27 protein-coding genes and 1 other RNA gene are annotated in these 25,936 nt (G+C 41.3%); 15 read left to right on the top strand and 13 right to left on the bottom strand.

Annotation, left to right across the window (positions count from 1 at the left end):
* The first annotated feature begins 254 nt into the window (after nt 1–254).
* Nucleotides 255–1,274 carry a quinone-dependent dihydroorotate dehydrogenase gene (gene pyrD, locus E4T92_RS03185; protein ID WP_135093412.1) on the top strand — a complete coding sequence of 340 codons (1,020 nt, stop codon included), beginning with the start codon at nt 255–257 and terminating at the stop codon, nt 1,272–1,274.
* Nucleotides 1,274–2,098 (top strand): PHP domain-containing protein, encoded by an 825-nt coding sequence (locus tag E4T92_RS03180; protein ID WP_135093411.1) that lies wholly within the window; start codon nt 1,274–1,276, stop codon nt 2,096–2,098. The genes pyrD and E4T92_RS03180 overlap by 1 nt, the downstream gene beginning before the upstream one ends.
* A 130-nt stretch (nt 2,099–2,228) precedes the next feature.
* Here the strand turns inward: E4T92_RS03180 and E4T92_RS03175 are convergent, their stop codons facing one another.
* The 4 genes from E4T92_RS03175 to E4T92_RS03160 form a co-directional block, all read right to left on the bottom strand.
* Nucleotides 2,229–2,858, bottom strand: coding sequence for a histidine phosphatase family protein (locus E4T92_RS03175; protein WP_135093410.1), 630 nt, complete (start codon nt 2,856–2,858; stop codon nt 2,229–2,231).
* Between the two features lie 56 nt (nt 2,859–2,914).
* Nucleotides 2,915–4,282, bottom strand: a complete 1,368-nt coding sequence (locus E4T92_RS03170; RefSeq protein WP_077494617.1) for a TolC family protein — start codon at nt 4,280–4,282, stop codon at nt 2,915–2,917.
* Nucleotides 4,283–4,515: 233 nt separating this feature from the next.
* Nucleotides 4,516–6,447 carry a MacB family efflux pump subunit gene (locus E4T92_RS03165; protein ID WP_135093409.1) on the bottom strand — a complete coding sequence of 644 codons (1,932 nt, stop codon included), beginning with the start codon at nt 6,445–6,447 and terminating at the stop codon, nt 4,516–4,518.
* 17 nt (nt 6,448–6,464) lie between these two features.
* Complete coding sequence (locus E4T92_RS03160) at nt 6,465–7,640, bottom strand: efflux RND transporter periplasmic adaptor subunit (RefSeq protein ID WP_135093408.1); 1,176 nt, start codon at nt 7,638–7,640, stop codon at nt 6,465–6,467.
* Nucleotides 7,641–7,887: 247 nt separating this feature from the next.
* On the opposite strand from E4T92_RS03160, the gene glnS reads away from it, so the two are divergent.
* Nucleotides 7,888–9,561 (top strand): glutamine--tRNA ligase, encoded by a 1,674-nt coding sequence (gene glnS, locus E4T92_RS03155; protein WP_135093407.1) that lies wholly within the window; start codon nt 7,888–7,890, stop codon nt 9,559–9,561.
* 214 nt (nt 9,562–9,775) lie between these two features.
* On the opposite strand, the gene E4T92_RS03150 is transcribed toward glnS, so the two are convergent.
* The 4 genes from E4T92_RS03150 to pxpB are packed head-to-tail and all read right to left on the bottom strand — an operon-like array spanning nt 9,776 to nt 13,310.
* Nucleotides 9,776–10,963: an NRAMP family divalent metal transporter gene (locus E4T92_RS03150; RefSeq protein ID WP_135093406.1), complete on the bottom strand. Its 1,188-nt coding sequence runs from the start codon at nt 10,961–10,963 to the stop codon at nt 9,776–9,778.
* 37 nt (nt 10,964–11,000) lie between these two features.
* The gene (pxpA, locus tag E4T92_RS03145; protein WP_135093405.1) at nt 11,001–11,744 is read right to left on the bottom strand and encodes a 5-oxoprolinase subunit PxpA; all 744 of its coding nucleotides are present in this window, start codon (nt 11,742–11,744) and stop codon (nt 11,001–11,003) included.
* Nucleotides 11,731–12,663, bottom strand: coding sequence for a biotin-dependent carboxyltransferase family protein (locus E4T92_RS03140; RefSeq protein ID WP_135093404.1), 933 nt, complete (start codon nt 12,661–12,663; stop codon nt 11,731–11,733). The genes pxpA and E4T92_RS03140 overlap by 14 nt, the downstream gene beginning before the upstream one ends.
* On the bottom strand, nt 12,660–13,310 hold the full coding sequence (gene pxpB / locus E4T92_RS03135) for a 5-oxoprolinase subunit PxpB (RefSeq protein WP_135093403.1): 651 nt from the start codon (nt 13,308–13,310) through the stop codon (nt 12,660–12,662). Before pxpB ends, E4T92_RS03140 begins: the two co-directional genes overlap by 4 nt.
* Nucleotides 13,311–13,598: 288 nt before the next feature.
* On the opposite strand from pxpB, the gene E4T92_RS03130 reads away from it, so the two are divergent.
* The 7 genes from E4T92_RS03130 (at nt 13,599) to dapB (ending at nt 18,094) form a co-directional block, all read left to right on the top strand.
* A complete protein-coding gene (locus tag E4T92_RS03130) occupies nt 13,599–14,045 on the top strand; it encodes a YcgN family cysteine cluster protein (protein WP_135093402.1) in 447 nt (148 codons plus the stop codon).
* Between the two features lie 121 nt (nt 14,046–14,166).
* Nucleotides 14,167–14,640, top strand: a complete 474-nt coding sequence (ribE, locus tag E4T92_RS03125; RefSeq protein WP_077540904.1) for a 6,7-dimethyl-8-ribityllumazine synthase — start codon at nt 14,167–14,169, stop codon at nt 14,638–14,640.
* Between the two features lie 3 nt (nt 14,641–14,643).
* A complete protein-coding gene (gene nusB, locus E4T92_RS03120) occupies nt 14,644–15,078 on the top strand; it encodes a transcription antitermination factor NusB (RefSeq protein ID WP_135093401.1) in 435 nt (144 codons plus the stop codon).
* 61 nt (nt 15,079–15,139) lie between these two features.
* A complete protein-coding gene (gene thiL, locus E4T92_RS03115; protein ID WP_135093400.1) occupies nt 15,140–16,138 on the top strand; it encodes a thiamine-phosphate kinase in 999 nt (332 codons plus the stop codon).
* A 4-nt stretch (nt 16,139–16,142) separates the two neighbouring features.
* Nucleotides 16,143–16,631, top strand: coding sequence for a phosphatidylglycerophosphatase A (locus tag E4T92_RS03110; RefSeq protein WP_135093399.1), 489 nt, complete (start codon nt 16,143–16,145; stop codon nt 16,629–16,631).
* 3 nt (nt 16,632–16,634) lie between these two features.
* Complete coding sequence (locus tag E4T92_RS03105; RefSeq protein ID WP_135093398.1) at nt 16,635–17,264, top strand: homoserine/threonine efflux transporter; 630 nt, start codon at nt 16,635–16,637, stop codon at nt 17,262–17,264.
* A gap of 17 nt (nt 17,265–17,281) precedes the next feature.
* A complete protein-coding gene (gene dapB / locus E4T92_RS03100) occupies nt 17,282–18,094 on the top strand; it encodes a 4-hydroxy-tetrahydrodipicolinate reductase (RefSeq protein ID WP_135093397.1) in 813 nt (270 codons plus the stop codon).
* On the opposite strand, the gene yfaE is transcribed toward dapB, so the two are convergent.
* Nucleotides 18,089–18,337, bottom strand: a complete 249-nt coding sequence (yfaE, locus tag E4T92_RS03095; protein WP_077545218.1) for a class I ribonucleotide reductase maintenance protein YfaE — start codon at nt 18,335–18,337, stop codon at nt 18,089–18,091. The two genes, dapB and yfaE, sit on opposite strands and share 6 nt — an antisense overlap.
* A 97-nt stretch (nt 18,338–18,434) precedes the next feature.
* Here yfaE and E4T92_RS03090 point away from each other — a divergent pair, with 97 nt between their 5' ends.
* On the top strand, nt 18,435–19,862 hold the full coding sequence (locus tag E4T92_RS03090) for a basic amino acid/polyamine antiporter (protein WP_135093396.1): 1,428 nt from the start codon (nt 18,435–18,437) through the stop codon (nt 19,860–19,862).
* Between the two features lie 8 nt (nt 19,863–19,870).
* A complete protein-coding gene (locus E4T92_RS03085) occupies nt 19,871–20,557 on the top strand; it encodes a hypothetical protein (RefSeq protein WP_135093395.1) in 687 nt (228 codons plus the stop codon).
* Nucleotides 20,558–20,602: 45 nt separating this feature from the next.
* Here the strand turns inward: E4T92_RS03085 and E4T92_RS03080 are convergent, their stop codons facing one another.
* Both E4T92_RS03080 and E4T92_RS03075 read right to left on the bottom strand, forming a co-directional pair.
* Nucleotides 20,603–21,145 carry an HAD family hydrolase gene (locus E4T92_RS03080; RefSeq protein ID WP_135093394.1) on the bottom strand — a complete coding sequence of 181 codons (543 nt, stop codon included), beginning with the start codon at nt 21,143–21,145 and terminating at the stop codon, nt 20,603–20,605.
* A gap of 9 nt (nt 21,146–21,154) precedes the next feature.
* Nucleotides 21,155–22,090, bottom strand: coding sequence for a KpsF/GutQ family sugar isomerase (locus tag E4T92_RS03075; RefSeq protein ID WP_135093393.1), 936 nt, complete (start codon nt 22,088–22,090; stop codon nt 21,155–21,157).
* A gap of 104 nt (nt 22,091–22,194) precedes the next feature.
* Here E4T92_RS03075 and rnpB point away from each other — a divergent pair.
* An RNA gene (gene rnpB / locus E4T92_RS03070) (RNase P RNA component class A) lies at nt 22,195–22,571 on the top strand.
* A gap of 56 nt (nt 22,572–22,627) precedes the next feature.
* Here the strand turns inward: rnpB and dacB are convergent.
* Entirely contained in the window at nt 22,628–24,067 is a 1,440-nt protein-coding gene (gene dacB / locus E4T92_RS03065) for a serine-type D-Ala-D-Ala carboxypeptidase (protein WP_135093392.1), read from the bottom strand.
* 163 nt (nt 24,068–24,230) lie between these two features.
* Between dacB and greA the strand changes: the two genes are divergently transcribed.
* On the top strand, nt 24,231–24,707 hold the full coding sequence (gene greA / locus E4T92_RS03060) for a transcription elongation factor GreA (protein WP_135093391.1): 477 nt from the start codon (nt 24,231–24,233) through the stop codon (nt 24,705–24,707).
* A gap of 69 nt (nt 24,708–24,776) precedes the next feature.
* Here the strand turns inward: greA and yhbY are convergent, their stop codons facing one another.
* Nucleotides 24,777–25,076: a ribosome assembly RNA-binding protein YhbY gene (gene yhbY, locus E4T92_RS03055; protein WP_077540882.1), complete on the bottom strand. Its 300-nt coding sequence runs from the start codon at nt 25,074–25,076 to the stop codon at nt 24,777–24,779.
* A gap of 152 nt (nt 25,077–25,228) precedes the next feature.
* On the opposite strand from yhbY, the gene rlmE reads away from it, so the two are divergent.
* Nucleotides 25,229–25,867 (top strand): 23S rRNA (uridine(2552)-2'-O)-methyltransferase RlmE, encoded by a 639-nt coding sequence (rlmE, locus tag E4T92_RS03050; protein WP_135093390.1) that lies wholly within the window; start codon nt 25,229–25,231, stop codon nt 25,865–25,867.
* Nucleotides 25,868–25,936 lie beyond the last annotated feature (69 nt).

Genomic DNA, 25,936 nt, shown 5'->3' with positions numbered 1-25,936 from the left:
CCCCCTTTCCTCGTAGAATACGCAAACGCTTTTAATATTATGTTGTAAATGCGCATAACAGGAATTTCAATAAGTAGGGATACACAGCATGTGTCCGAATTTTGATCTATTGAAATGATTTTATAACGGACACACTCAGTGTGTCCCTACAATGGAAATAAATGCAATACGACATAATACAGCCCCATCTTTAAAGTGCGGTTGATTTTGACCGCACTTTTTTTACAGTCAACTATCCCGAGAGATAAACGAGTATGTATAAATTATTCCGTCAATGTATTTTTCAAATGGATGCGGAAACCGCCCATAATTTCACCCTTCAATGTTTAAAACTTGCCGGCAGTCCATGGTTGCAGCCACTATTGAAATCCCTTATCGGCACGCCAAAAGGCTCGGAAAAAACTGTGATGGGGGTGCGTTTCCCAAACCCTATTGGCTTGGCAGCGGGGGCAGATAAAAATGGTGATGCCATTGATGGTTTTGGGGCGTTGGGATTCGGTTTTGTGGAAGTAGGTACAGTGACCCCCCTTGCTCAAGACGGCAATGCGAAACCCCGCCAGTTTCGTTTGATTGAAGCGGAAGGTATTATTAATCGTAATGGTTTTAACAATAATGGCATTGATTATTTGATCGAAAATGTGAAAAACGCACGCTATCGTGGTGTGATTGGCATCAATATCGGTAAAAATAAACAAACGCCATTGGAACACGGCAAAGACGATTATATTTTCTGTTTGAACAAAGCCTATAACTATGCCGGTTATATTACGGTGAATATTTCATCGCCAAATACGCCGGATTTGCGTCAGCTACAATATGGCGATTATTTTGATGATTTGTTGCAAAGCATTAAGGCTCGTCAGGCAATTTTGGCGGATCAATACAATAAATATGTGCCGATTGCGGTGAAAATTGCGCCGGATTTATCGGAGGCGGAATTGGTGCAAATAGCCGATACGTTGGTTCGTCATAGAATGGATGGGGTGATTGCCACCAATACCACTATTTCCCGTGAAAATGTCGCAGGATTGAAAAATGCCGAAGAGCAGGGCGGATTAAGCGGTAAGCCGTTGCAACAGAAAAGCACGGCAATTATTAAACGATTAAATGAAGAATTAAAAGGGCAAATCCCGATTATTGGTAGCGGTGGGATTGACGGTGTGCAAAATGCTCAAGAGAAAATGGCAGCCGGCGCTGAATTGTTGCAAGTGTATTCCGGATTGATTTATCATGGACCGAAATTAGTGAAAGAATTAGTAAAAACAATTAAATAATGACAAAAATATACGATTTACATTGTCATAGCACCGCATCGGATGGCGTGTTAATCCCTACTGAAGTGGTACAACGGGCAGCAGAGCAAGGCGTGAATGTGTTGGCATTATGCGATCATGATACGGTTTGTGGCATTGATGAGGCTAGTTCGGCGGCGAAAGAAGTCGGGATCGAATTGATTACCGGTGTGGAAATTTCCACCACTTGGGAAGGGCGGGGTATTCATATCGTAGGGCTGAATTTTGATCAAACTCACCCGAAAATGACCGCACTTTTGGAAAAGCAAAAAGCCTTGCGTGAGAAAAGGGCGGTAGAAATTGGGGCTAAATTAGAAAAAGCGGGAATCCCCAATTCCTATGAAGGGGCAAAAGCCTTAGCAAATGGGGAAGTGACACGTGCTCACTATGGACGATATTTGGTGCAAATTGGCAAAGTGTCGAACGATGGACAGGCTTTCAAACGTTATTTAGGACAAGGAAAACCCGCCTTTGTTAAAGCAGAATGGGTGGATATTCCTACTGCTATTGAAACCATTCATGCCGCAGGGGGAATGGCTGTCATTGCTCATCCGTTACGTTATAACTTAACAGGAAAATGGATTCGCAAATTGATAGCAGATTTCAAAAATTGGGAAGGCGATGCCATGGAAATTTCCGGCTACGGACAAACCAAAGACCAACGCCAAATGCTCGCCCGCTGGGCAAATGAGCTTGGCTTGTTCGGCTCGGTGGGATCGGATTTCCATTTTCCTTGTGGCTGGGTAGAGTTAGGAAAAAATCTCGATCTTCCTGAAGGCGTAGAACCGATTTGGGCAAGGTTTTAGCGTAGGGACAAATTGTGTGTGTCCGTTACAAAATCAAATTATTTCAATATGTTAAAATTCGGACACACGCAGTGGGCCTCTACAAATCCCAAGTGTAATACTGAAAAACAAGATAAAAATGACCGCTCTTTTACCCCAAATGCCCCACATCATTGACTTTTTCAACGGTAAAGCCTTTTTCGCTGTCATAATGTACAACGCTGATAGAGGTGTTGAGTAAGGAAATGGATTGTCCTTCTTCTCTGTGATTTTGCCAAGTCGCACCGCCAAGTAGAGCGATGAGTAAGCGTAATGTATGGCCGTGAGAAACAATTAAAATATTGCCTTTATGGTGGATTTGAATAATGTCTTGCATTGCGTGCATTACTCGTTCAGCCAGTTGTTGGTAGGTTTCGCCACCGTTTGTTTCTGCTTTGTAATTTGCCGGATCGCTGATCATTTGCTTAAATTCAGCCTGCTCACGCAAAGGTTCAACCCATTGTCCCTCCCATTTTCCAAAAAATTGTTCGTTTAGCCCTTTATGTTGAAAAAGTGGAATATTGCGTTCGCCAATAATATATTCTGCTGTGTCAATGGTACGTTTTAAAACGCTGGAATACGCTGCAACAAAGGGGATATGTTGCAATGCACTACCTGCTTTTTGTGCGCCTAAAATCCCTTGTTCCGTTAAAGGTGAATCACCATGCCCTTGCATTAAACCTTTTTCATTCCAAACCGTTCTGCCGTGGCGGATAAAATAAAAAGTCAGTTGTTTTTTCATTTTTCATTAAACCGAGTAAAAAAATAAGGAAGCCGAAACTTCCTTATAGAAAATAATTAACGGGAATAATAACCCGCCATTGCGCTATATACGGCGTTTTCTGCCTGAATTAGGCTATATTTCGCTTGTAAAATAGCAAGCTGTGAGGATTTTTCGGTGTTGGCCGCATTTAACCATTCACGCAATTCGGATACGCCGGCGTTATAGCGATTATGATAATATTGTGTGATACGTTTGTTGTAGTTAAAGGTTTTTTGCTGATTCGCAAAGGCACTTTGGGCTTGAGTGAAAGCAAAATAGTTGGTATCCACGTCATTTAACGCTGTGGTGATACTTTGCTCGTAATTTAAACGTGCAGTTTCATAATCGGCTTCAGAGATTTTCACGTTCCATTTTACCGTATTCCAATTTAAGAACGGCAAACTGATTCCCACTGTCCCACCTGCAACGGGGCTATGAAGAGCGTTGCCGACTTTGTTCCCCGTTGAGCTTAAGCTACCGCCCAAGGTGATTTCCGGGAACCAACCTTTTTCTGTGGCTTTGGCATTTTTAAATGCACTGCTTAAGCGGTATTGATTGCCTTTTACATCAGGACGATTGGCGATCACTGAAACCGGCACATTCAAATTCACGCCCACGTTTTTCACGTTAAGAATATGTGGGAAATTGATATTCAACGCTTCTTCCGGTTTTAAATTGAGTAAATTACGCAAGGTTTGTTCTGCGGTTTTGCGTTGGGTTTGGTAGTTGATTAAATTATTGCGTGCGGTTAAAACAGATTGCTGTGCTTGATCCACACTTGCCGCATCCGCAACACCTTGGCTTAAGCGGCGTTGCATAATATTGCTGATGTCATTGTAATATTTGATGCTTTCTTGCGTAGTGCTGATGGCATCATTTAAATAGGCGATTTGATAATAGGTTGTTACAACAGAATTGATTAAGGATAACTTCGTTGCTTCTAAATCTTGTGCTGAGGCTTTGTGTGTCCATTCTGCGGCATCGGCAGAATCCGCTAAACGACGCCATAAATCAAGAGTATAAGCTACGTTTAATGAACCGGTATGTGAAATGGTTGAACTGGCGGAGGTATCAATACGGCGTTGTGCTCCTGATGAGGTTGAACCGCTAAAGGTTGGCACTAAATTTGCGCCGACTAAATTCGCATTATAAAGCGCACGATTAACCGCAACGGCAGCTTTGGCAAGATCTTTATTGTTTAATAGCGCTTGCTCGACCACTCGATTAAGTTGCGGATCATTATAAAGTGCCCACCAGTTTTCTTTTACATTGAATTGTTTGGTGATTTCTTCATATTTTTGATAGTCTGCTTGGCTGGCTTGGTAAGAATCGCCAATATTGGCACAGCCGGCAAGGGTGGTTGCCATAACAATAGCAAGAGTCAATTTTTTCATTTTTAACATTGTTTTTTCCTTCATTCAAACATCATCGTATCAGTGTACAAAACCGAGGATTTAATGAAATGTAGGGACACACTGCGTGTGTCCGTTTATTACATATTGAAATAATTTGAATTTATAACGGACACACGCAGTGTGTCCCTACGGATAATCCCACAAATTGTTTTGCGCAACGGTTACATCATTAAAAGTGCGGCTGATTTTAACCGCATTTTAGGGTTTTACAAAATCTATTTCTATTCTCTGGCAAGGGCGGTAATGGGGTTCAATTGTGCAGCCCGTTTTGCCGGCATATAGCCAAATACCACACCAATGAGCGTTGAAAATAACACGGCTGTGATAATAGAGACAGTAGAAAATGCCATAGTGAAATCCTTCATAAATAGGTTAAATAGCAAGCCGATTAAACCGGAAAGCAAAATGCCGGTGATACCCCCGATTAAACAAATGAGCACGGCTTCAATTAAAAATTGTTGCAAAATATTGGTTTGACGGGCACCAATCGCCATTCGCACACCAATTTCTTTGGTGCGTTCCGTGACGGAGACCAACATAATATTCATCACACCAATCCCCCCTACAATGAGAGAAATAAAGGCAATGGAAGAAATTAAGAGTTTCATTGTGCCGGTAGTGCTTTCAATGGTTTGTTTAATGGTGTCGCTATTCATCACAAAAAAATCTTTCTTGCCATGGCGCAGGGTGAGTAATTCGGTGATGCCTTTTTCCGCCACGGTGGAATTAACATCATCGGCAATTTTCACGGTGATAGAGCTGATTTTTTTGCTGCCGGAAATGCGGTTCATCACTGTGGTGTAAGGTGCATAAACATTCAAAGAACTGCTTGCACCGCCCATTTGTCGGTCTGAGACCACACCAATAATTCGCAATGGGCGTTTTTCAAACATCACCACTTTCCCAAGAGGTGATTCATTTGGAAAAATGGCTTTTTTAGCACTTTCATCAATGAGAGCGACTTGATTATTTTCCTGTATATCTTGTGTGGAAAATAAACTACCTTGTTTTAGCGTTAGCCCCTCTACATCAAAATATTGTTCACCGACACCTTTCAGGCTTGTGGAAGAGAAAGTTTGATTGCCATACACCAATGTGCCACTGGAAGCACTATTTGGTGTCACACTTTGTATGTAGCTTTGTTGATTTAATGCATTGGCATCATGAACGGTAAGATTTTGCATTTGGTCGGCACGGCGATCGCCAAAGCCTGTGCCATTGAAAATAGTCATCGTGCTGGTGCCGATACCTTTGATATTTTCAAGAATTTTCTGTTGTGAACCATTTCCTAGTGCCACAACGGAAACCACGGAAGTAATGCCAATAATGATCCCAAGCATGGTGAGTAAAGAACGCATTTTATGGGCGACAATGGCGCTGACGGACATCCGAAAGGCCTCAATGAGTTGATCTTTGCTAAAGCCAAAGTGCGGTCTAATTTTTGCTTGATTTTCAACTGCACTTTTAACCGGTTCTTTTTGGGAATCTGCAATGATTTCGCCGTCTTTAATTTCAATGACTCGGTTTGCACTGGCGGCAATGTCACGGTCGTGGGTGACCATAATAATGGTATGCCCTTCCTTGTGGAGTTGGCGCAGAATTTCCATCACATTTTGTCCGCTGTGGGAATCCAATGCACCGGTGGGTTCATCGGCAAGAATAATTTCACCGCCATTCATTAAGGCACGGGCAATACTCACACGTTGTTGCTGACCGCCGGAAAGTTGGTTGGGTTTATTTTGCCATTTATCGCCTAGTCTCAATTTTTCGAGTAATTGTTTTGCTCGATCAAGACGTTGAGTTTGAGGGATACCGGCATAAATGGCGGGTAGAGCTACATTTTCCGCGGCGGTAAGGCTGGAAAGTAAATTATAACGTTGAAAAATAAAACCGAATTTTTGGCTTCGTAAATCGGAAAGTTGATCAGGCGAAAGTTGGTGGGTTTCTTTACCGTCAATTTTATAAGAGCCATTGGTTGCTGTATCTAAGCAACCAATGATATTCATTAGTGTGGATTTTCCCGAACCGGATTGCCCGATAATCGCCACAAAATCGCCTTTCTCAATATTAAGGGAAATATTTTTGAGAATATGGACACGATTTTCGCCTTCGCCAAAGTAGCGGTTGAGCTGATTAATTTCAATAATATTCATCAAATTTCTACCGCACTTTAGAACATTCTCGGGCCACGGTTGCTATTGCCAACTTGTTCGCCGGCAGCCACTTGTGACACGATGACATTTTCGCCTTCCGTTAAACCGGATTTAATTTCTGTTTGGAAATCATTTTGTACACCGATTACCACTTCACGTCTTTCAGGTTGATTTTTCTCATTGAGCACTTTAACAAAGGTTTTCCCTTCTTTCTTTTGAATTGCCATATTGGAAACTAACAAAACATTTTGTGCATCGGCAATTTTGATATTATTTTCTGTTGTCATACCAATGCGTAAAGTGCGGTCAGGATTATCGACGATGAGATTAGCGTAATAATAAACCGCCGTTGTCGTACTTGAGGAACTTGAACTGCTTGAGGACGTGGAGGTGTTGTCACTTTTTGTGGTGGTTGCCGGATCAACAGAGGAAATCACACCATGGTAATAGGTATTGGGATCAGACAAAATCGTAAAACTTACCTTTTGTCCGGCTTTGACTTTGGTAATGTCGCCTTCTGAAATTTCAGGTTTCACCAACATTCTGCTGAGATCAGCGACCGTGACGATGGTTGGGGTGGTTTGTGCAGAATTGACGGTTTGTCCTTCGGAAATCGGTGTAGAAATGATCGTCCCATCAATAGGTGAAGTGATCTGTGTATAGCCCACATTAGTTTCCGCTGTATCCACTTCAATTTCTGCTTGTTTAATGGACTCTTTTAATGCTTCCACTTCGGATTTTGCCGCATCAAACGTATTTTTAGCATTATTGACATCATCAAGGGAAGCCGCTTTTTGCCCGTATAGTTTTGAATAACGAGAATAAGCGGATTGTGCCACGGTAAGTGCGGTTTCTTTTGCTTTTAATTGTGCCTGATAGCTGGCAAGTGCAGCTTTTTTCGTATTCAGCGTATTAATTTGAGTGGTCGAATCGATCTCTGCGATCAAATCGCCTTTTTTTACTTCCTGCCCAAGGGTTACAGCAAGTTTAGTGATTTTACCGGAGACCTGTGCCCCCACATCCACCTCGTTAATACTACTGATGTTGCCGGAGGCGACCACGCTTTTTTCAATGTTCCCACGAGTGACTTTTTCGGTCAGATAGGTGGATTGCTGGTTGTGATTGTTTACAAAAAAATAATAGGCGAGTCCGCCTAAAATTAAGAGTCCGAGTATAACGAAAATTTTCTTCATTGAGCTTCAATTCCAACTAATGAACGTTTGTTCAGTTTGCGTATTTTAATGATAAACTCCGTGTTTTGCACGAAAAATTTAGAGATGAGACAAACCATTTCTTAATTGGTTTGCTTCGGTGGTGAATTTTCACATGGCAAAATTAGCTGAAAATTAGGATGGAAAGGGCGCTATCCTCATATCTCGCTTTTTGACGGCAAAACGTATAGAATAGCACGATTATTTTTTCTATTGATTTGAGAAGGTTATGAGCAATACAGAACATGGTTTAGAAAAAGCGGAAAATATGCGTCCGCACAATTTTATTACCCAAATTATTGATGAAGATCTAGCAAGTGGTAAACACAAAGAGGTTTATACTCGTTTTCCACCTGAACCCAACGGTTATTTACATATTGGGCATGCAAAATCAATTTGTCTAAATTTCGGCATTGCGAAAGACTACAATGGTTTATGTAATTTACGCTTTGATGATACCAACCCTTTGAAAGAAGATGTGGAATATGTGGACTCCATCAAAGAAGATGTGGAATGGTTGGGTTTCAAATGGGCGGGTGAAGTGCATTATGCCTCGGATTATTTTGACGCACTCTATAATTATGCCATTGAATTAATCAAAAAAGGTTTGGCTTATGTGGACGAACTCTCGCCGGAAGAAATGCGTGAATATCGTGGCACTTTAACAGAGGCGGGTAAAAACAGTCCTTATCGTGATCGTAGTGTTGAAGAAAATTTAGCCCTTTTTGAAAAAATGAAAAACGGTGAATTTGCCGAAGGTAGAGCCAGTTTACGGGCGAAAATCGATATGGCTTCACCGTTTATGGTAATGCGTGATCCGGTGCTTTACCGTATTAAGTTTGCCAAACATCACCAAACCGGCGATAAATGGTGTATTTACCCAATGTATGATTTTACCCATTGTATTTCCGATGCGATTGAGCGAATCACACATTCATTATGTACATTAGAGTTCCAAGATAACCGTCGTTTATACGACTGGGTATTGGATAATATTTCCATTGAACGTCCTTTGCCGCACCAATATGAATTTTCACGTTTGAATTTGGAAGGTACATTAACTTCTAAGCGGAAATTATTGAAATTGGTAACAGATGGCATTGTTGATGGTTGGAATGATCCGCGTATGCCAACCATTTCAGGTTTACGCCGCAGAGGTTATACACCAGCATCGATTCGTGAATTTTGTCGCCGTATTGGTGTAACCAAACAAGATAATGTGGTGGAATATAGTGCATTAGAAGCCTGCATTCGTGATGATCTCAACCAAAATGCTTGCCGTGCAATGGCAGTGATTGATCCGGTGAAAATAGTCATTGAAAATTTTGAAGGTGAAGAAATGTTGACGGCACCAAATCACCCAAATCGTCCGGAACTAGGCGAACGTCAATTACCTTTTACCAAAGAAATCTATATTGATCGTGCGGATTTTCGTGAAGAAGCCAATAAGCAATACAAACGTCTCGTACTTGGCAAAGAAGTGCGTTTGCGTAATGCTTATGTGATTAAAGCGGAACGTGTGGAAAAAGACGCAAATGGTGAAATTAGCACAATTTTTTGTAGCTATGATCCGGATACATTAGGCAAAAATCCGGCAGATGGTCGTAAGGTGAAAGGGGTGATTCATTGGGTCTCGGCAGTGCATAACCATCCGGCAGAATTCCGCCTTTATGACAAACTCTTTACGGTTTCAAATCCGGGAGCCGAGGAAGATATTTGTTCAGTCGTCAATCCAAATTCCCTTGTGGTAAAACATGGCGTGGTAGAACAAAGTCTTGGTAATGCACAAGCGGAAAAAGGGTATCAATTTGAACGTGAAGGCTATTTCTGTGCAGACAGCAAAGACAATCGCCCTGAACATTTGGTGTTTAACCTCACGGTTAGCTTAAAAGAAAGTTTTTAGTTTTCATCAATAAAAGTGCGGTCAAAATTAACGGTATTATGTAGCAGTTGCAAAAATCTATTTTTTGGTGAACTTGTAGGGACAGACTGAGTGTGTCCCTACATATTGTTGAAATTTCTATTTTTGTGCATTTGCTACATAATACCAAAAGTTAAGATGGTTTTTGACCGCACTTTTTCTTTAATCCCCTCCTGAGCTCGTGTTTAATGAGCTTCTAAGCCAATAAATTACCGATATATTTCACAAGCGTTATAATGCTTAATATTGCCATGGAAATAACAACGATAGCACCTGAAATCGTCATCCAAATAGGGTGTTTATAATCACCAATAATTTTACTGTTGTAGGCAGCGAGCAAAATGAGACCGAGAGAAATCGGTAAAATTAAACCGTTTAATGTGCCGACAAAAACTAATACTTGGGCTGGGCGACCGATAGTTGCAAGCACGGTAGTCGAGATAACAATAAAGGCCACTATCCAACAATTCTTATGTTTTTCTATCTTAGGTGAAAAACTGGTAATGAAAGAAACGGAAGTATAAGCGGCACCGATGACAGAGGTAATTGAAGCCGCCCAAATGACGATACCGAAAATCATTAATCCGATATTACCGGCTGCGTATGAAAATGGGGTCGCGGCAGGGTTTTTAGGATCGAGAGTAATGCCTTGTGAGACGACGCCTAAAACGGCTAAAAACAATACAATTCTCATTATAGAGGAAATGAGAATTGCTGATACCGAGCTTTTGCTGACCTCTTTTAGAGAACTTTTGCCTTTAATACCGGCATCTAATAAACGGTGAGCCCCGGCAAAAGTGATATAACCGCCCACAGTGCCACCTACAAGGGTAACAATAGCGATGACATCTAATTTCTCCGGTACGAAAGTTCTGAATATTGCTTCTCCAACAGGAGGGTTGGTTTGGGCTGCGACATAAATGGTTAAGGCAATCATCACGAATCCCATGATTTGAGCAAAACGATCCATTGCTTTACCGGCTTCTTTTACAAGGAAGATACATACAGCAATAGAGCCGCTAATTATCGCCCCTATTTCAGGTGACACGCCAGTGAGAATATTCAAGCCTAACCCAGCACCGCCCACGTTCCCAATATTGAAAGCCAATCCCCCTATGACAATAAGCAATGAAAGAAAATATCCCGTACCGGGTAAAATAGCATTTGCAATATCTTGGGCTTTTTTTTCTGAAACGGTGATAATTCGCCAAATGTTTAATTGAGCTCCAATATCAAGCAAGATAGAGAGTAAAATCACAAAGCCAAAACTGGCGAGTAAAGATTGGGTAAAGGTTGCGGTTTGGGTAAGAAAACCTGGGCCGATAGCTGATGTCGCCATTAAAAATGCCGCTCCGAGTAGGGCACTACGGTTAGTATTTGCCATATTGATCTCCGATAGGTTGTTATGCAACTTGAGGCTATTAATATTTTGCCGAAATGATGATTTGTTCTGCATGTAATGCTGCTCGAATTTTTTTCGCAAATTCAATCGCATGGTTACCATCGCCGTGTAAGCAAATACTGTCGGCTTGAATAGGTATATTGAAACCTTCGACAGTAGGAACGGTTCCCTCAATCACCATTTGTAGAACCTGTGCAACCGCTTCTTGATCATTTTCTACCAAGGCATTATTACAGCTGCGCGGCACTAACGAACCATCGGCTTGATAGTGTCGATCGGCAAATACTTCCGAAATGGTTCTGAGTCCGATTTCTTGTGCGGCAGAGAGCATTGCACTTCCCGATAACCCCATTAGGGCTAAATCGGGATTAAATTTTTTAATGGTTTGTACGATTAAACGGGCGAGAGCCGGATCTTTTGCTGCTTGGTTATATAATGCGCCATGCGGTTTGACGTAACTTAATATCACACCTTCAGCCTCACATAAGGCTTTAATCGCACCAAGCTGATAAAGTAAACTGGCTTTGAGTTCTGCATTGGTTAAATCCATATTAAGCCGACCAAAATTTTCTCGATCGGGATATCCAGGATGGGCACCGACGGCCACATTATTTTCTTTTGCCCATAAAATAGCTTTACGCATTTCGTTGTAATCTCCGGCGTGTAATCCACAGGCAATATTTGCAGAGCTGACTAATTGCAACAATTTTTCATCATTCGCATAGCCTTCGGCTAGATCAACATTTAAATCAACGCGTTTCATTTACTTTTCTCCTTATGTGGGCTAAATAATCTTGATCTTGTTGGTATAACTCTCGCGCTTGTTGATGGGTAACCTGTTTAAAATAAACGGTTTCACCAAAAGGTATTTGTGACAATTTGCTAATATCCGCTTGAATAACACAGGCAATTTTTGGATAACCCCCCGTTGTTTGAGCATCTGCCATTAATACAATCGGCTGACCGTCCGGAGGTACTTGAACTGTGCCTATTGGTACGGCATAAGAGAGCATTTCAAGAGGGGAATTAAGCATTAATTTTTGAGAACCGGAAAAGCGATAGCCTATACGGTTGCTATTTCGTTGTAATATCCAGCCCTGTTGCCAAAACAATGTTTGGGTTTCTTCGCTGAATGCCTCGTATTCTGATGAAGGGGTTGCATGAATGGTTTTTGTAAAAGGAATAGGTTCAATCCCTAAGGGACTAAGCACAGTGTCTCTTAATCCTGTCGCAATATGATCGCCTGATTTGAGTAAACGTCCTTGAAATCCGCCAAAACCTGCTTGTAAATTGGTGCTATAAGATCCTAATACCTTAGGCACTTTAAAGCCTCCGGCGACACAAAGATAAGCATAGTTGCCTTGGGTAATGCGTTTGATTTTTAGGGTTTGACGCGCTTTTGCCGTGTAACGCCAGTAAGGAGAAATAGGATTATCATCAAGTTCCGCTTCACACAATGCGCCCGTTAAACAAAATGGCGTGTCACAATCAAATGTGACTGTCAGGCTTCCTAAGGCGATTTCAAGTGCGGGCAAATCATTGGCATTTTTCAATAATAAATTTCCCGCTTGCAATGCAAGGCAATCCATTGCTCCGGAATGTCCGATACCAAATCCGCGTAAGCCAAAGCGGCCTAAATCTTGTAGATGAGCAAAACCTTGAAGATGTTGAATATAAATCATAGGATCATATCCTCCACAACAAAACGTACTTGATCGCCGGCTTTCAGTAAAACAGGCTGGCTTTGGTTCACATCAAAAAGTTGAATTTCGGTTTTACCTAATAATTGCCACCCGCCGGGGGAGGTGAAAGGATAAATTCCCGTTTGGCTCCCTCCGATCCCGACTGAACCTGCCGGGACTCTTGTTCTTGGTTCATCACGACGTGGGGTGTGAAGAGATTCGGGCAATCCGCCTAAATAAGGGAAACCAGGTTGGAACCCCATCATAAAAACCGTGTAGGTAGGGGCTGTATGGCGATTAATAATTTCTTTTGCCGTTGTGTGATGATATTTCGCCACATAATGCAAATCTTCACCAAACTCTCCGCCATAATGCACGGGAATTTCCACCAATTTTCCTTGAAAATGTGTTTTTTGTGATTGAACTTTCTCCCAAAGTTGATGCAATTCATTGATAAGTTGCAGAGGATCGATGTGAAGATGATAAAAAAGTGTAAGATTATTCATTCCGACGACTGTTTCAACTACACCGGGGATATCTTGTGCCAATTCTGACAACAGCCAAATAGATTGCTGTTTTGACAGTTCGGCGGGTGGAGGAAGTGAGCAAATCAAGGAATATTCGCTAGTGTGATGAATGGTAAGCATATGTTGTCCTTACGTTGCTTTTTTGTTAAAAATTTTTACTCCTATTTTTTTGCCTAGTCAATAAAAAGGCTTATAAAAATTATGAAAAATTTCAAAATTGTGAGCGATATCAAGATTTTAATTGATTTGTGCAGGAATAATGTCACGGCATTTGGTTTTTTAGGGGGAGATAATGGTAACATTATCCTGTTTAGGATCGTTGAATATAATAGTGCGGTTCTCGGTGGATGACGCCTGTTTTTAGGTCATCTGAGGTTATTTGTTTTTATGCTTAAAAGTACCAAAATAATGAATTTATCTCCTAATTTTAATTTTTGGCAAACCAAATCTCTACTTGAAATGGCTAACTCCGAATGGGAAGCGTTGTGCGATGGTTGCGGAAAATGTTGTTATCGCAAATATATTCAAGGACGCGGAAAACGACAAAAACTCTATTACACCCGTATTGCCTGTAATTTACTGGATATAGAAAGCGGAAAGTGCGGTAATTATTCGGAACGTTTTAGTATTGAAAAAGATTGTACAAAACTCACTAAAAAGAATTTACCTGATTTTCATTGGTTACCGGATACCTGTGCTTATCGGCTTCTTTACGAAGGTAAACCTCTGCCTGAATGGCACCCGCTGATTTCCGGTGATGAACAGAGTGTAAAAAATGCCGGTATTTTGATTAAAAATGGCGTGCATGAAAATGAGGTGATAGATTGGTTTGAATTTGTCATTGATAAGGAATAAATAACCAGAGAAAAAATGACCGCACTTAGTTCGACGCAGACAAGATAAATGCTGATAGGTAGTGATTTTTATGCTAGAATCAGCCCCCAATTTTATCGTGATGAGTAACATAGGAAAAAATATGAAAGTTTTAGAAGGCTCAGTAGCTGCACCGAATGCCAAAGTTGCAGTTGTTATTGCTCGTTTCAATAGTTTTATTAATGAAAGTTTATTAGAAGGTGCATTAGATGCATTAAAAAGAATCGGTCAGGTAAAAGATGAAAATATTACGCTTTTACGTGCACCGGGTGCTTATGAATTGCCATTGGTAGCACGCCGTTTGGCTGCCAGTAAAAAATTTGATGCGATTGTAGCCTTAGGTACAGTGATCCGTGGCGGCACCGCGCATTTTGAATATGTTGCAGGTGAAGCGAGTAGTGGTTTAGGCAGAGTGGCGATGGAAGCTGAAATCCCTGTTGCATTTGGGGTACTCACTACCGAAAACATTGAGCAGGCTATTGAACGTGCCGGCACAAAAGCGGGGAATAAAGGGGCTGAAGCCGCATTAACCGCACTTGAAATGATGAATCTTCTTCAACAAATTGATGCGGCATAAACAATGGCAGAACAAAAACAAGTGAAAAAAACATCGGCTCGTCGTCGGGCACGTGAATGCACTGTGCAAGCCTTGTATTCTTGGGCGGTTTCCGGCAATACTGCGGAGCAGGTAGAGCTTGCCTTTATGCTTGATCAAGATATGGACGGCGTAGATAAGCCTTATTTTCGTAAATTATTTCGTCAAGCCGTGGAAAATATGGAAACCGTTGATTTTTCCATTACGCCTTATATTGATCGTGGCTTTGAGGAACTTGATCCCATTGAAAAAGCCATTTTACGTTTAGCGGTGTGTGAATTACGTTTTGAGCTTGATGTGCCTTACAAAGTGGTGATTAACGAAGCCATTGAAGTGGCAAAAGTGTTTGGTTCGGACGACAGTCATAAATATATTAACGGTGTCCTAGACAAAATTGCACCGGCATTAGGGCGAAAATAAATTTAGATAATCTATAAATGGCACGCGTGTTTACGCGTGCTTTTTATTTTGGAGGGTAACAATGGCAATGGGTGAATTTGATTTAATTAAACATTATTTTGAGCAGCCACAGGGACAAGCGGATGACTTTGTTGCCTTATCCATTGGCGATGATTGCGCCTTGGTGAGCGTGCCGGAAAATTATCAACTGGCGATTACCACCGACACAATGGTGGAAAATACGCATTTTCTACCCTCCATTGCACCGGAAGATTTAGCTTATAAAGCGGTGGCGACCAATCTCAGCGATTTAGCCTCTATGGGGGCACAACCCAAGTGGCTTTCCCTTGCCTTAACCTTACCAAACGTTGATGAAAGCTGGCTCGAACGGTTCAGCCAAAGTTTGTTACAAACATTAAAAGATTACAACGTCACATTAATTGGCGGTGATACAACAAAAGGCGCATTATCCGTTACCATTACAGCACAAGGCTTGGTGGAAAAAGGAAAAGCCTTATGTCGCCATCAAGCCAAAGTCGGGGATTTGATTTATGTTTCCGGTACTTTGGGCGATAGTGCCGCCGGTTTGCAACAAATTTTATCGGGCAAAAGTGCGGTGGGTTTTGACGAAGAATTTTTACAACAACGTCATTTTCGCCCAACGCCTCGAATTACGCTTGGACGAGCATTAGCCGATATTGCCCATGCGGCTATTGATCTTTCCGATGGGTTAAATTCCGATCTCAGACATATTCTTAAACGTAGTCAATGTGCAGCAGAAATTGATCTTTCCAATCTGCCACTTTCATCCTCCTTATTAAATCTTTATGATCGCACAGAAGTGGAGCAATTCGCCTTGAGCGGTGGGGAAGATTATGAATTGTGTTTTACTCTTCCGCCGAAAAATCAGCCCTTACTTGAGTTTCGCCTAAAAAATCTTGATGTGCCTTGCACCTGTATTGGGCGAATTGTGCCTGAGTTTGAAACGAAAAAGTGCGGTCAGTTTTCCATCCGTTTTTTGCGTGATGGGCAGCCGATCGATTATTCATCAAAAATTGGCTTCGATCATTTTAAGGAATAAAAATATGAAAGAAGAGAATCCGTTAAAACGAATTTCTTTAAAAAATCCCGTTCATTTGCTTGCCGTGGGATTCGGCTCAGGTTTACTTCGTCCCGCACCGGGCACTTGGGGTAGTGCCCTTGGTACCCTATTAGGCGTGATTTTACTCGTACTTTTAGGAACAAAAACGTTCTTAATTTTGACCGCACTTTGTTTTGTTTTAGGCTGTTATTTATGTCAAAAAACAGCAGATGATATGGGCGTACACGATCACGGTGCTATTGTGTGGGATGAATTTGTCGGCGTATTTATTGTGCTTAGCGCTATTCCGACTTTATCTTTGCCGTGGATCGTAACGGCATTTGGGCTTTTTCGCTTTTTTGATATTCTCAAACCTTTCCCGATCCGATTTTTTGATAAAAAACTAGAAAGCGGTTTTGGCATTATGGTGGATGATGTATTAGCGGCGATTTATGCGGTCGTGGTAATTTTCTTGATTCAGATCTGGAGATAAAGCATGCTAAATTTATTAATCGTTCATTTGTTTGGTTTAATGACACCGGGGCCGGATTTCTTTTATGTGAGCCGAATGGCGGCAAGTAATTCTCGTCGAAATACGGTTTATGGCATTATTGGTATTACATTGGGCGTGGCATTTTGGGCGGCGGTTTCAATGCTCGGACTGACGGTACTATTTGCCACCATGCCGGCATTGCACGGTGTGATAATGATATTGGGCGGAAGCTATTTGGCGTATCTCGGTTTTTTATTGGTTCGTAGCAAACAAAATGCCGAATTTAAACCGCTTTCAGTCGAGGAGTTAAATCAACAAACCAACGCGAAAAAAGAAATTTTGAAAGGTTTATTGGTTAATTTATCCAATGCCAAAGCTGTCGTTTATTTTTCCAGTGTGATGTCTTTTGTGTTAGCTAAAATGACGGAAATATGGGAAATGGGGGCGGCATTCGGTTTAATTGTTTTAGTGACATTTTTTTACTTTTACCTGATTTCTTTTATTTTTTCGCGTAGTATTGCGAAACAGTTTTATAGTCGATATAGCCGTTATATTGATAACGTGGCTGGCGTGGTATTTTTGTTCTTTGGTGGCGTGTTAATTTATAGCGGCATCATGGAAATGATTCATTAAAATAAGAGGAAGTAACGATGACATTGAAAATTGCGATTGTCGGTGCCGGTGGAAGAATGGGGCGTCAATTAATTCAAGCGGTTCATTCGACGGAAGGTGTTGAATTAGGGGCAGCTTTTGAACGTAAAGGTTCATCATTAGTAGGCGCGGATGCAGGGGAACTTGCGGGTATCGGACATCTTGGTGTTGCAGTATCCGATAATTTGGAGGGGCAAAAAGAAACCTTTGATTTATTGATCGATTTCACTCGTCCAGAGGGTACGCTTGAACATATTGCATTTTGTGTGGCGAATAATAAAAAAATGGTGATTGGTACGACAGGATTTGATGAGGTGGGTAAAGCTGCTATTCAATCCGCTGCGGAAAAAATTGCCATTGTCTTTGCCTCTAATTTTAGCGTTGGGGTAAATTTAGTCTTCAAACTTTTGGAAAAAGCCGCCAAGGTGATGGGGGATTATTGTGATATTGAAATCATTGAAGCCCACCATCGCCATAAAGTGGATGCCCCATCAGGCACAGCACTTTCAATGGGAGAGCATATTGCGAAAACCTTAGGGCGTGATTTGAAAACCCATGGGGTATTTGCTCGTGAAGGCATCACCGGTGAACGTAAACCGGATGAAATCGGTTTTTCCACTATTCGTGCCTCAGATGTAGTAGGCGAGCATACCGTCTGGTTTGCAGATATTGGTGAACGGGTGGAAATTTCCCACAAAGCCTCAAGCCGAATGACTTTTGCAAACGGTGCGGTACGGGCAGGAAAATGGCTGGAAAATAAACCCTATGGTTTGTTTGATATGACGGACGTATTAGATTTGAATAATCTATAGTTCCAATTCAAGATCTGTTTCCACACGACAACAGCATAATAAAATTTCATTAGGTTGAACAAAGGCAAGGGGCGTTTCCGGATAGGATACCTTGCCTTTTTTGATCTTCACCCGACAGGAGCCACAATAGCCGCTGCGGCATTGGTATTCGTGATGGATATTATTGCGTTCAAGGTGGTCGAGTAGAGTTGTTTCATTATTAAAATCAAGGGTGGTTTGACTACGAATTAGGTGGATTTTCATATTTTGCATATAAAATTTGATTTGATGCATAATTATATAGGAAAAATAGAAAACTCTGTTAAAATTTACCGCTCTTTTTGGTTGTAATGTGGTGTGTATGTCCAATAAAAAAATAGGATTATTTGCGTTAACTGCACTGGTACTCAGTTCCATGATTGGTTCGGGGATTTTTAGCTTACCGCAAAATATGGCTGAAGTAGCCGGTGCAAAGGCATTGTTGATTGGGTGGGCGATTACCGGTGTTGGGATTATTTTTCTAGGGCTGTCTTTTTTCTTTTTATCCCGTCTGCGCCCCGATCTGAATGGTGGAGTTTATACTTATGCGAGAGAAGGATTTGGCGGTTTAGTTGGCTTTTTTTCTGCTTGGGGATATTGGCTTTGCTCCGGTATTGGCAGTGTGAGCTATCTTGTGGTGGCTTTTGAGGGTATCGGCACTTTTGTAGATACGCAGGAACGTATTATTTTTGGTACGGGCAGTACGCTTTATTCCATTTTAGGGGCTTCACTTGTGGTTTGGCTCGTGCATTGGCTGATTGCCCGTGGTATCAGAGAAGCGGCATTTGTGAATATGTTGGCAACCATCGTTAAAGTTTTTCCATTAATTTTATTCATTATTTTAGCCGCACTTTATTTCTCGCCAACACAGTTTTTTACAGATTTTAATGGGGAAACCTTGGCTAATCAAAATCACTCGGCAGATCTGATCACACAAGTGAAGAACACCATGCTGATAACCCTATGGGTCTTTGTGGGAGTAGAGGGGGCGTCAATTTTATCTGGACATGCGAAAAAACAACGTGATATTGGGACGGCAACAGTACTCGGCATTTGTATTACTTTGGTGCTTTATGTGGCGATTACTGTGCTGGCACTTGGCGTGTTACCACGTGAAACCATTAGCACCATGTCAAACCCCTCTATGGCGCCGATTTTAGAATCAATGATTGGAAAGACGGGGAAAATTATCATTACTTTCTGCTTAATTGTTTCCGTGCTCGGTTCATATATCAGCTGGACAATGTATTGTACTGAAGTGCCTTATCGGGGTGTAGAGAGCGGGGCATTTCCACGTATGTTGAGTAAACTCAATAAAAATAACACACCCATTAATTCCCTTTGGTTTACTAATATTGTCATTCAACTTTGTTTAATTTTGGTGTTATTTACCAGTCAAAGTTACACGAAATTAATTTCTCTTGCCACTTCAATGATTCTAGTTCCCTATATCCTTATTGGAGCGTATTTATTTAAATTAGCCTTACAACGTAAGGCAAAATGGTATATTCAACTTACCGGTTTGATGGCAACCCTTTATGGTTTGTGGATTGTTTATGCTGCCGGTATGGATTATTTGTTTTTATCCGTTGTGTTATATGTTCCTGGGGTAACGGTTTACTTATATTCCCAATATCAGCAAAAGGGTAAGTTTGGACTTAGTAAAAAAGAATGGGCATTATTGATAATATTAATAGGGGTATTTTTAATGGCTTGCTGGGAGCTATCTCAAGGATTGCTTTCCATTTAGGGGGAACCGTGAAATTTTCTGTAAAAATTACGGTGATATTCACCGCACTTTACTCCACCGCTTGTGCCGTAGTGAGTAAAGAGCCGGTGAAATCCATTGATATTTATGTGAAACCTTATTATTCAGCAGAAAAAGGTAAAGCCCAAAATGTCTTTGTGCATAAGCAGATTGATCCAATGTTGCGGGAAAATACCTTAAAGGGCTATCAAAGTGCGGTCAAATTTGTAGAAGAAAATTCGGCTCGAATTTCTCCTATCACATTGTTTACCTTATCGGCAAGAGCCTATGATTTGGGTTTGCGTGACGACGCGGTGAAATGGTTTTATCGGGGGCAGAATCGTTTAATTACCGCACTGTATGTATTGGATTTACCCAAGGCGACCGTGGCGGAAAATACCGGATTTAGCCAAGTCGTGGGGCAGTTTGTGAATCCTTATGCATTTTGCGATTTAAATAAACAACGTCAATTGGCAAAAGAGGCGGTAGATTGGGTAATCGCTCATCCTTATGAAATTATTTTTATGAAAGAATTACCCACTAAATTTCAAGATCGTAAAATAGCCTTAAAAGAAGCAGAAGAAAAATTGAAGGATCGTCTAAAAGCACAGGATGAATTTTTTGCTGATCCACAAAATAAAGCGAAATGGCAAAAAGAACGGTTAGAAAATCATGTAAATGAACGATTTTGTTGGTAAAAATAATCCCTTAATCATGAGGGATTATTTTTATTGGGAAATGGATTATTGCGCCATATTTCTGACTGATTTTAAAAATCCCTGTGCACTGTCAAAGACAGCAGATTTACCTTGAGCGGTTAAAATCATATCGGACATTTCACGAAATGCACCTTTTCCACCGCCAAGAGAAAGTACATGATCTGCGGCATTTTTTACATAATGGGGCGCATCAGCCACAGCAAAGGAAAGTCCGCTGACGGCAAAAGCCGGGAGATCTACGCTATCATCGCCAATATAAGCGGTTTCTTCAGGTTTCACGCCGGCTTGCTTCATTAATTCAAAACAGGCACTTTCTTTCTCTAATTTACCAAGCAAGAATAGGTTTATGCCGAGATCGGCAATACGGCGGCGTAAAATGGCAGAATCTCTGCCGGAAAGTACCGCAACTTGAATACCGGATTCCATCAACATTTTAATGCCTAAACCATCACGCACATGGAAACTTTTAATAGCTTCACCATTTGCACCATAGTGGAGTTGCCCATCTGTCAGCACGCCATCCACATCGGTAATTACTAATTTAATTTTTTCGAGTTTTTGTTGCATTTGATTTCCTTAGCTTGAAAATTCGATTAAACCGACCACGTTATTTTCATCATCGACTGCCACAAGAGAATGAATTTTCTTCTCTTTCATAAAATCTTCTGCTTTCGCTAAGAATTCATTTTGATTAATGGTTTTTGGTGAACTTGTCATAAAATCCTGTGCTGTTTTCTTAAGCGTTTTTTCACCATTAGCGGTCAAGGCACGGCGAATATCACCATCGGTGATAATACCTTTCAGCTGTGAGTTTTCCATCACCAGTGCAACGCCCATCCGTCCTTCATTCATCACGGTCAAACAATCAGTGAAATTTGTTTCGGGTGAAATAATCGGTAAGCGTGTCAGCATTTGGTCTTTAACCCGACAGAGCAAACGGCGACCTAGGCTACCGCCCGGATGGTATTTAGCAAAATCAGCAGGTTGGAAATTCCTTGCGGTGATAAGAGATACCGCAAGGGCATCACCGAGTGCCAGAGTGACAAGCGCAGAGGTGGTTGGGGCAAGATTATTCGGGCAAACTTCACGTTCAACGGTAATGTCCAACACATAATCCGCATGACGGGCAAGGGTAGAATATTTATTGCTGGTGAGAGCAATAATTTTATTGCCAAAGTTTTTTAGGCTTGGAATCAGTTTATTGACATCATCGGTTTCACCACTATAAGAAATGAGCATAACAATATCAATTGGCTTGAGCATACCCAGATCACCGTGAAACGCCTCGGTGGGATGGAGAAAGAAGCTTGGTGTGCCGGTGGACGCAAAGGTGGCAACCATTTTTTTTCCAATTAAGCCTGATTTACCAATTCCACCAATGACAAGGCGGCCTTGACAATGAAAAATAAGCTCAACGATTTGGTTGAAGTTTTCATCTAAACGTTGGCTTAATTGGGTGAGTGCGAGGCTTTCTACGGAAAGCGTATCCCGTGCAATTTTTAGATAGTTCATGAACATTCCTAAAGTGCGGTTAAAATTACGGGTATTTTAGCGGAATGCAGTAAAAATAAGAATGAAAATTTGACCACACTTTTATTAATCTCTATACTACGCGCTGAGTTGGTTAGACAATCGCTGGTTTATTGAAGCCCTTAACCGTGTTCACACGACCTAGTGGGACAAGTAAACGAGAGGAAAGTCCGAGCTACATAGGGCAGAGTGCCGGATAACGTCCGGGGGGCGTGAGCCTACGACCAGTGCAACAGAGAGCAGACCGCCGTGCAAACGGTAAGGGTGAAAGGGTGCGGTAAGAGCGCACCGTGCCGTCGGTAACGATTGGCAGCAGGGTAAACTCCACTCGTAGCAAGACCAAATAGGAATCCAATGGGTGGCCCGCTCAGGATTCGGGTAGGTTGCTTGAGCGGCGGAGTAATTCGCCGCCTAGAGGAATGATTGTCCGCGACAGAACTCGGCTTATCGACCAACTCAAAACATAACCGCACTTTAGTTTATTCATGATGAATGAATTAAAGTGCGGTTGTTTTTTTATTAATTTTTATAAATTTCGTTATAAAGTGCACTTTCAAATTGCACCAAAGGAGCGCGTTTGGTTTTATTTTCAAGTTCGCCGGTGGAATAACCGTTGATAAATTGGACAAAGGCGATCTTCTCGCCACGGGCATTTGTCATAAAGCCGGCAAGGTTGTACACCCCTTTTAATGAGCCGGTTTTGGCGATAACATTTTTGACTAACTGTGGATTAATTAATCCGCCACGTCCGCTAATGGTGCCGTCAACGCCGGCAATAGGGAACGTTTCCATTAAATGCAGTTTATCTTCATTTTTCGCAATGTATTCCAGTATGGAAAGCATGGTTTTAGGTGCTACTAAGTTATGGCGTGAAAGACCGGAACCGTCCGCTAAGATGCTATTACCGAATTTGATTCCTTGTTTTTGTAAAACAGATTTAACTGCTAATGTTCCGAGTTGGAAGGAGGCAGGACGTTTATAGTAATGGTAGGCTATAGCTCGAAATAGAGAATCTGCAATTTGATTATCGGATTTTTTCATCATTTTTTTCAATAAATCCGGTAAAGGTTTAGAGAAATGTTGTGCCAATAATTGCCCTTGTTGTGGTTTTTGCGGTTGTAATACTTTTCCGTTAAATTCAATGTCTAATCGTTTTAATTGACGTTGAATAATCGCCGCCGCGTAAGCATCGGGATCTTGTACGGCAAAACTTAACCCGAATGGTTTTGTTTGGCGGGCAAGGCAGCCTTTCACTTGGTAACGATTATTATCATGCACGACCACATCTAATTGGCAATAGGCTGATTCACGACTGTCTGCCACATAAACTTGTCCGAAAACTTGAATAGGAAATTGCGCCGGCACATTGATTTTAACGGTTTCCCCCGGCGTTTGATTTGCATCCAATTCTGCATAGAAACAGTTGTTATCAATATTGGCAGCGGAAGGTGGGGAGTTGAAACACATGGTTAAATCATTCCAAATCCAACCTAAACCACGATCATGACTGGAGAATACGGAAGTATCTAGGATGAGATCGCCACTGATTTTATTGATTCCTTGTTTTTTTAATTCGGTAAGTAAACTATAAAGTTGACCGCTGGTGAGATCCGGATCACCGGTAAAACGTACGATTAAATTGCCTTCTAAAAGCCCGTTTTGAACTTTTCCATTGGTTAACAAGGCTGTATCAAATTTGAAAGTATCTCCAAGGACTAATTTTGCTGCAACGGCGGTAAAGACTTTTTGAGTGCTTGCCGGCAACATAAAGGTCGAACCATTGTAGTCGGCAATGATGTCATTTTTATTGAGATTTTTAGCGATAACGCCCACACTTGCACCTTCAGGCAAATATTCTGTCATGGTGGGAAGATTAATTTCTGCGTAACTGGAAAGGGAAAAGCCGAGAGTGAAAAATGCCGCTTTAAGTGCGGTTGAAATTGAAGATATTTTTTCCATTATTAACGGTTCTGGTTGCTATTTCTTTCAAGACGGACAATAATAGCCCCCGAACTCAGGAGAGTAAATCATTTTCTTGTGTACAATTTATTTTAAGTCGCTACGGCAATATTTTGCAATTTTGCCGTGGTTTTCTTTTTATTAAATTTTAAGGAATGAAGCTATGAAACAAATCCCAATGACAGTGCGTGGAGCAGAATTGCTCAAAGAAGAATTGGATTTTTTGAAGAATGTACGTCGCCCGGAAATTATTAAAGCGATTGCAGAGGCCCGTGAACATGGCGATTTGAAAGAAAATGCAGAATATCACGCCGCGCGTGAACAACAAGGTTTTTGTGAAGGTCGAATTCAAGAAATTGAGGGCAAGTTAGCAAATTCGCAAATTATTGATGTGACGAAGATGCCCAATAAAGGCAAGATTATTTTCGGTGCGACAGTCGTGTTAGTGAATGTGGATACAGATGAGGAAGTGACTTATCAAATTGTCGGCGATGATGAAGCAGATATTAAAGCGGGTTTGATTTCCGTAAATTCACCGATTGCACGTGGCTTAATTGGTAAAGAACTTGATGATACGGTAAATATTGCTACTCCAGGTGGTAATGTTGAGTTTGAAATTATTGAAGTCAATTACGTATAACCTTTGCTACATAACACCGCACTTAATAAAAAAGTGCGGTAAAAATCACCGCACTTTGTTGTTTAAATCTTATTTTCGAGGAAGTTGAATTTTGGCCTCTTCACTCGGGCGATAAAGTACTAGAATATGGCCGATAGTTTGCACATTCATCGCATTGGTTTCTCGGATAATTGCATTAATGATTAATTGCTTGGTTTCACGATCCGCACCGGCAATTTTTACTTTAATGAGTTCATGATGATCTAGCGCATTTTCAATTTCAGCCAGTACACCTTCGGTTAAACCGTTACCTCCAAGCATCACAACTGGATTGAGGTGGTGGGCAAGGGCTTTTAAAAATTGTTTTTGTTTGGTTGATAAGGTTGTCATAAGGAATCCTATAAATATAAATAATAATAAAAAAGAGCGGTCAGAAAAACAGGGATTTTCTGCGTTTTTAGGCTCATTAAGTCTTGAATTTGGCAGATTGTACCCAAATATAGGCGAAACTACTACAAAAAATAGTACAAAAGACAGAGATTATGGGAAAGAAAAAACGTTCGGCAAGTTCTTCTCGTTGGTTAAACGAACATTTTAAAGATCCATTTGTGCAAAAAGCACATAAGCAAAAATTACGCTCCCGTGCTTATTTCAAAATTGATGAAATTCAGCAAACGGACAAATTATTTAAATCGGGCATGACTGTTGTCGATCTTGGAGCCGCACCGGGCGGATGGTCACAATATGTGGTAAGCCAAATCGGTAGCAATGGCAAAGTGATTGCCTGTGATATTTTAGAAATGGATCCCATTGTTGGGGTGGATTTTTTACAAGGCGATTTTCGTGATGAAAATGTCCTCAATGCCTTGCTTGAACGTGTAGGGGAAGCGAAAGTGGATGTAGTGATGTCGGATATGGCACCGAATTTTAGCGGTATGCCATCGGTTGATATTCCTCGCGCGATGTATTTGGTGGAACTGGCATTGGATATGTGTAAACAAGTATTGGCAATAAAAGGCAGTTTTGTGGTGAAGGTATTTCAAGGGGAAGGATTTGATGAATATTTAAAGGAGATTCGCTCTCTTTTTAATGTGGTAAAAGTCCGTAAACCGGAGGCCTCACGTGGACGCTCCCGTGAGGTTTATATTGTGGCTATGGGCTATAAAGGGGAATCGCTTTAATAGCTTTTCATAGTCTGTGATATATAGTATCTTGTGACAAATTTATTAACTTAGGAAAGGTAGGTTAGA

It is taken from the genome of Pasteurella sp. WM03 (assembly GCF_004570945.1).
In the GTDB taxonomy this organism is placed as follows: Bacteria; Pseudomonadota; Gammaproteobacteria; order Enterobacterales; family Pasteurellaceae; genus Rodentibacter.
This window is presented reverse-complemented; position numbering and strand designations above follow the sequence as displayed.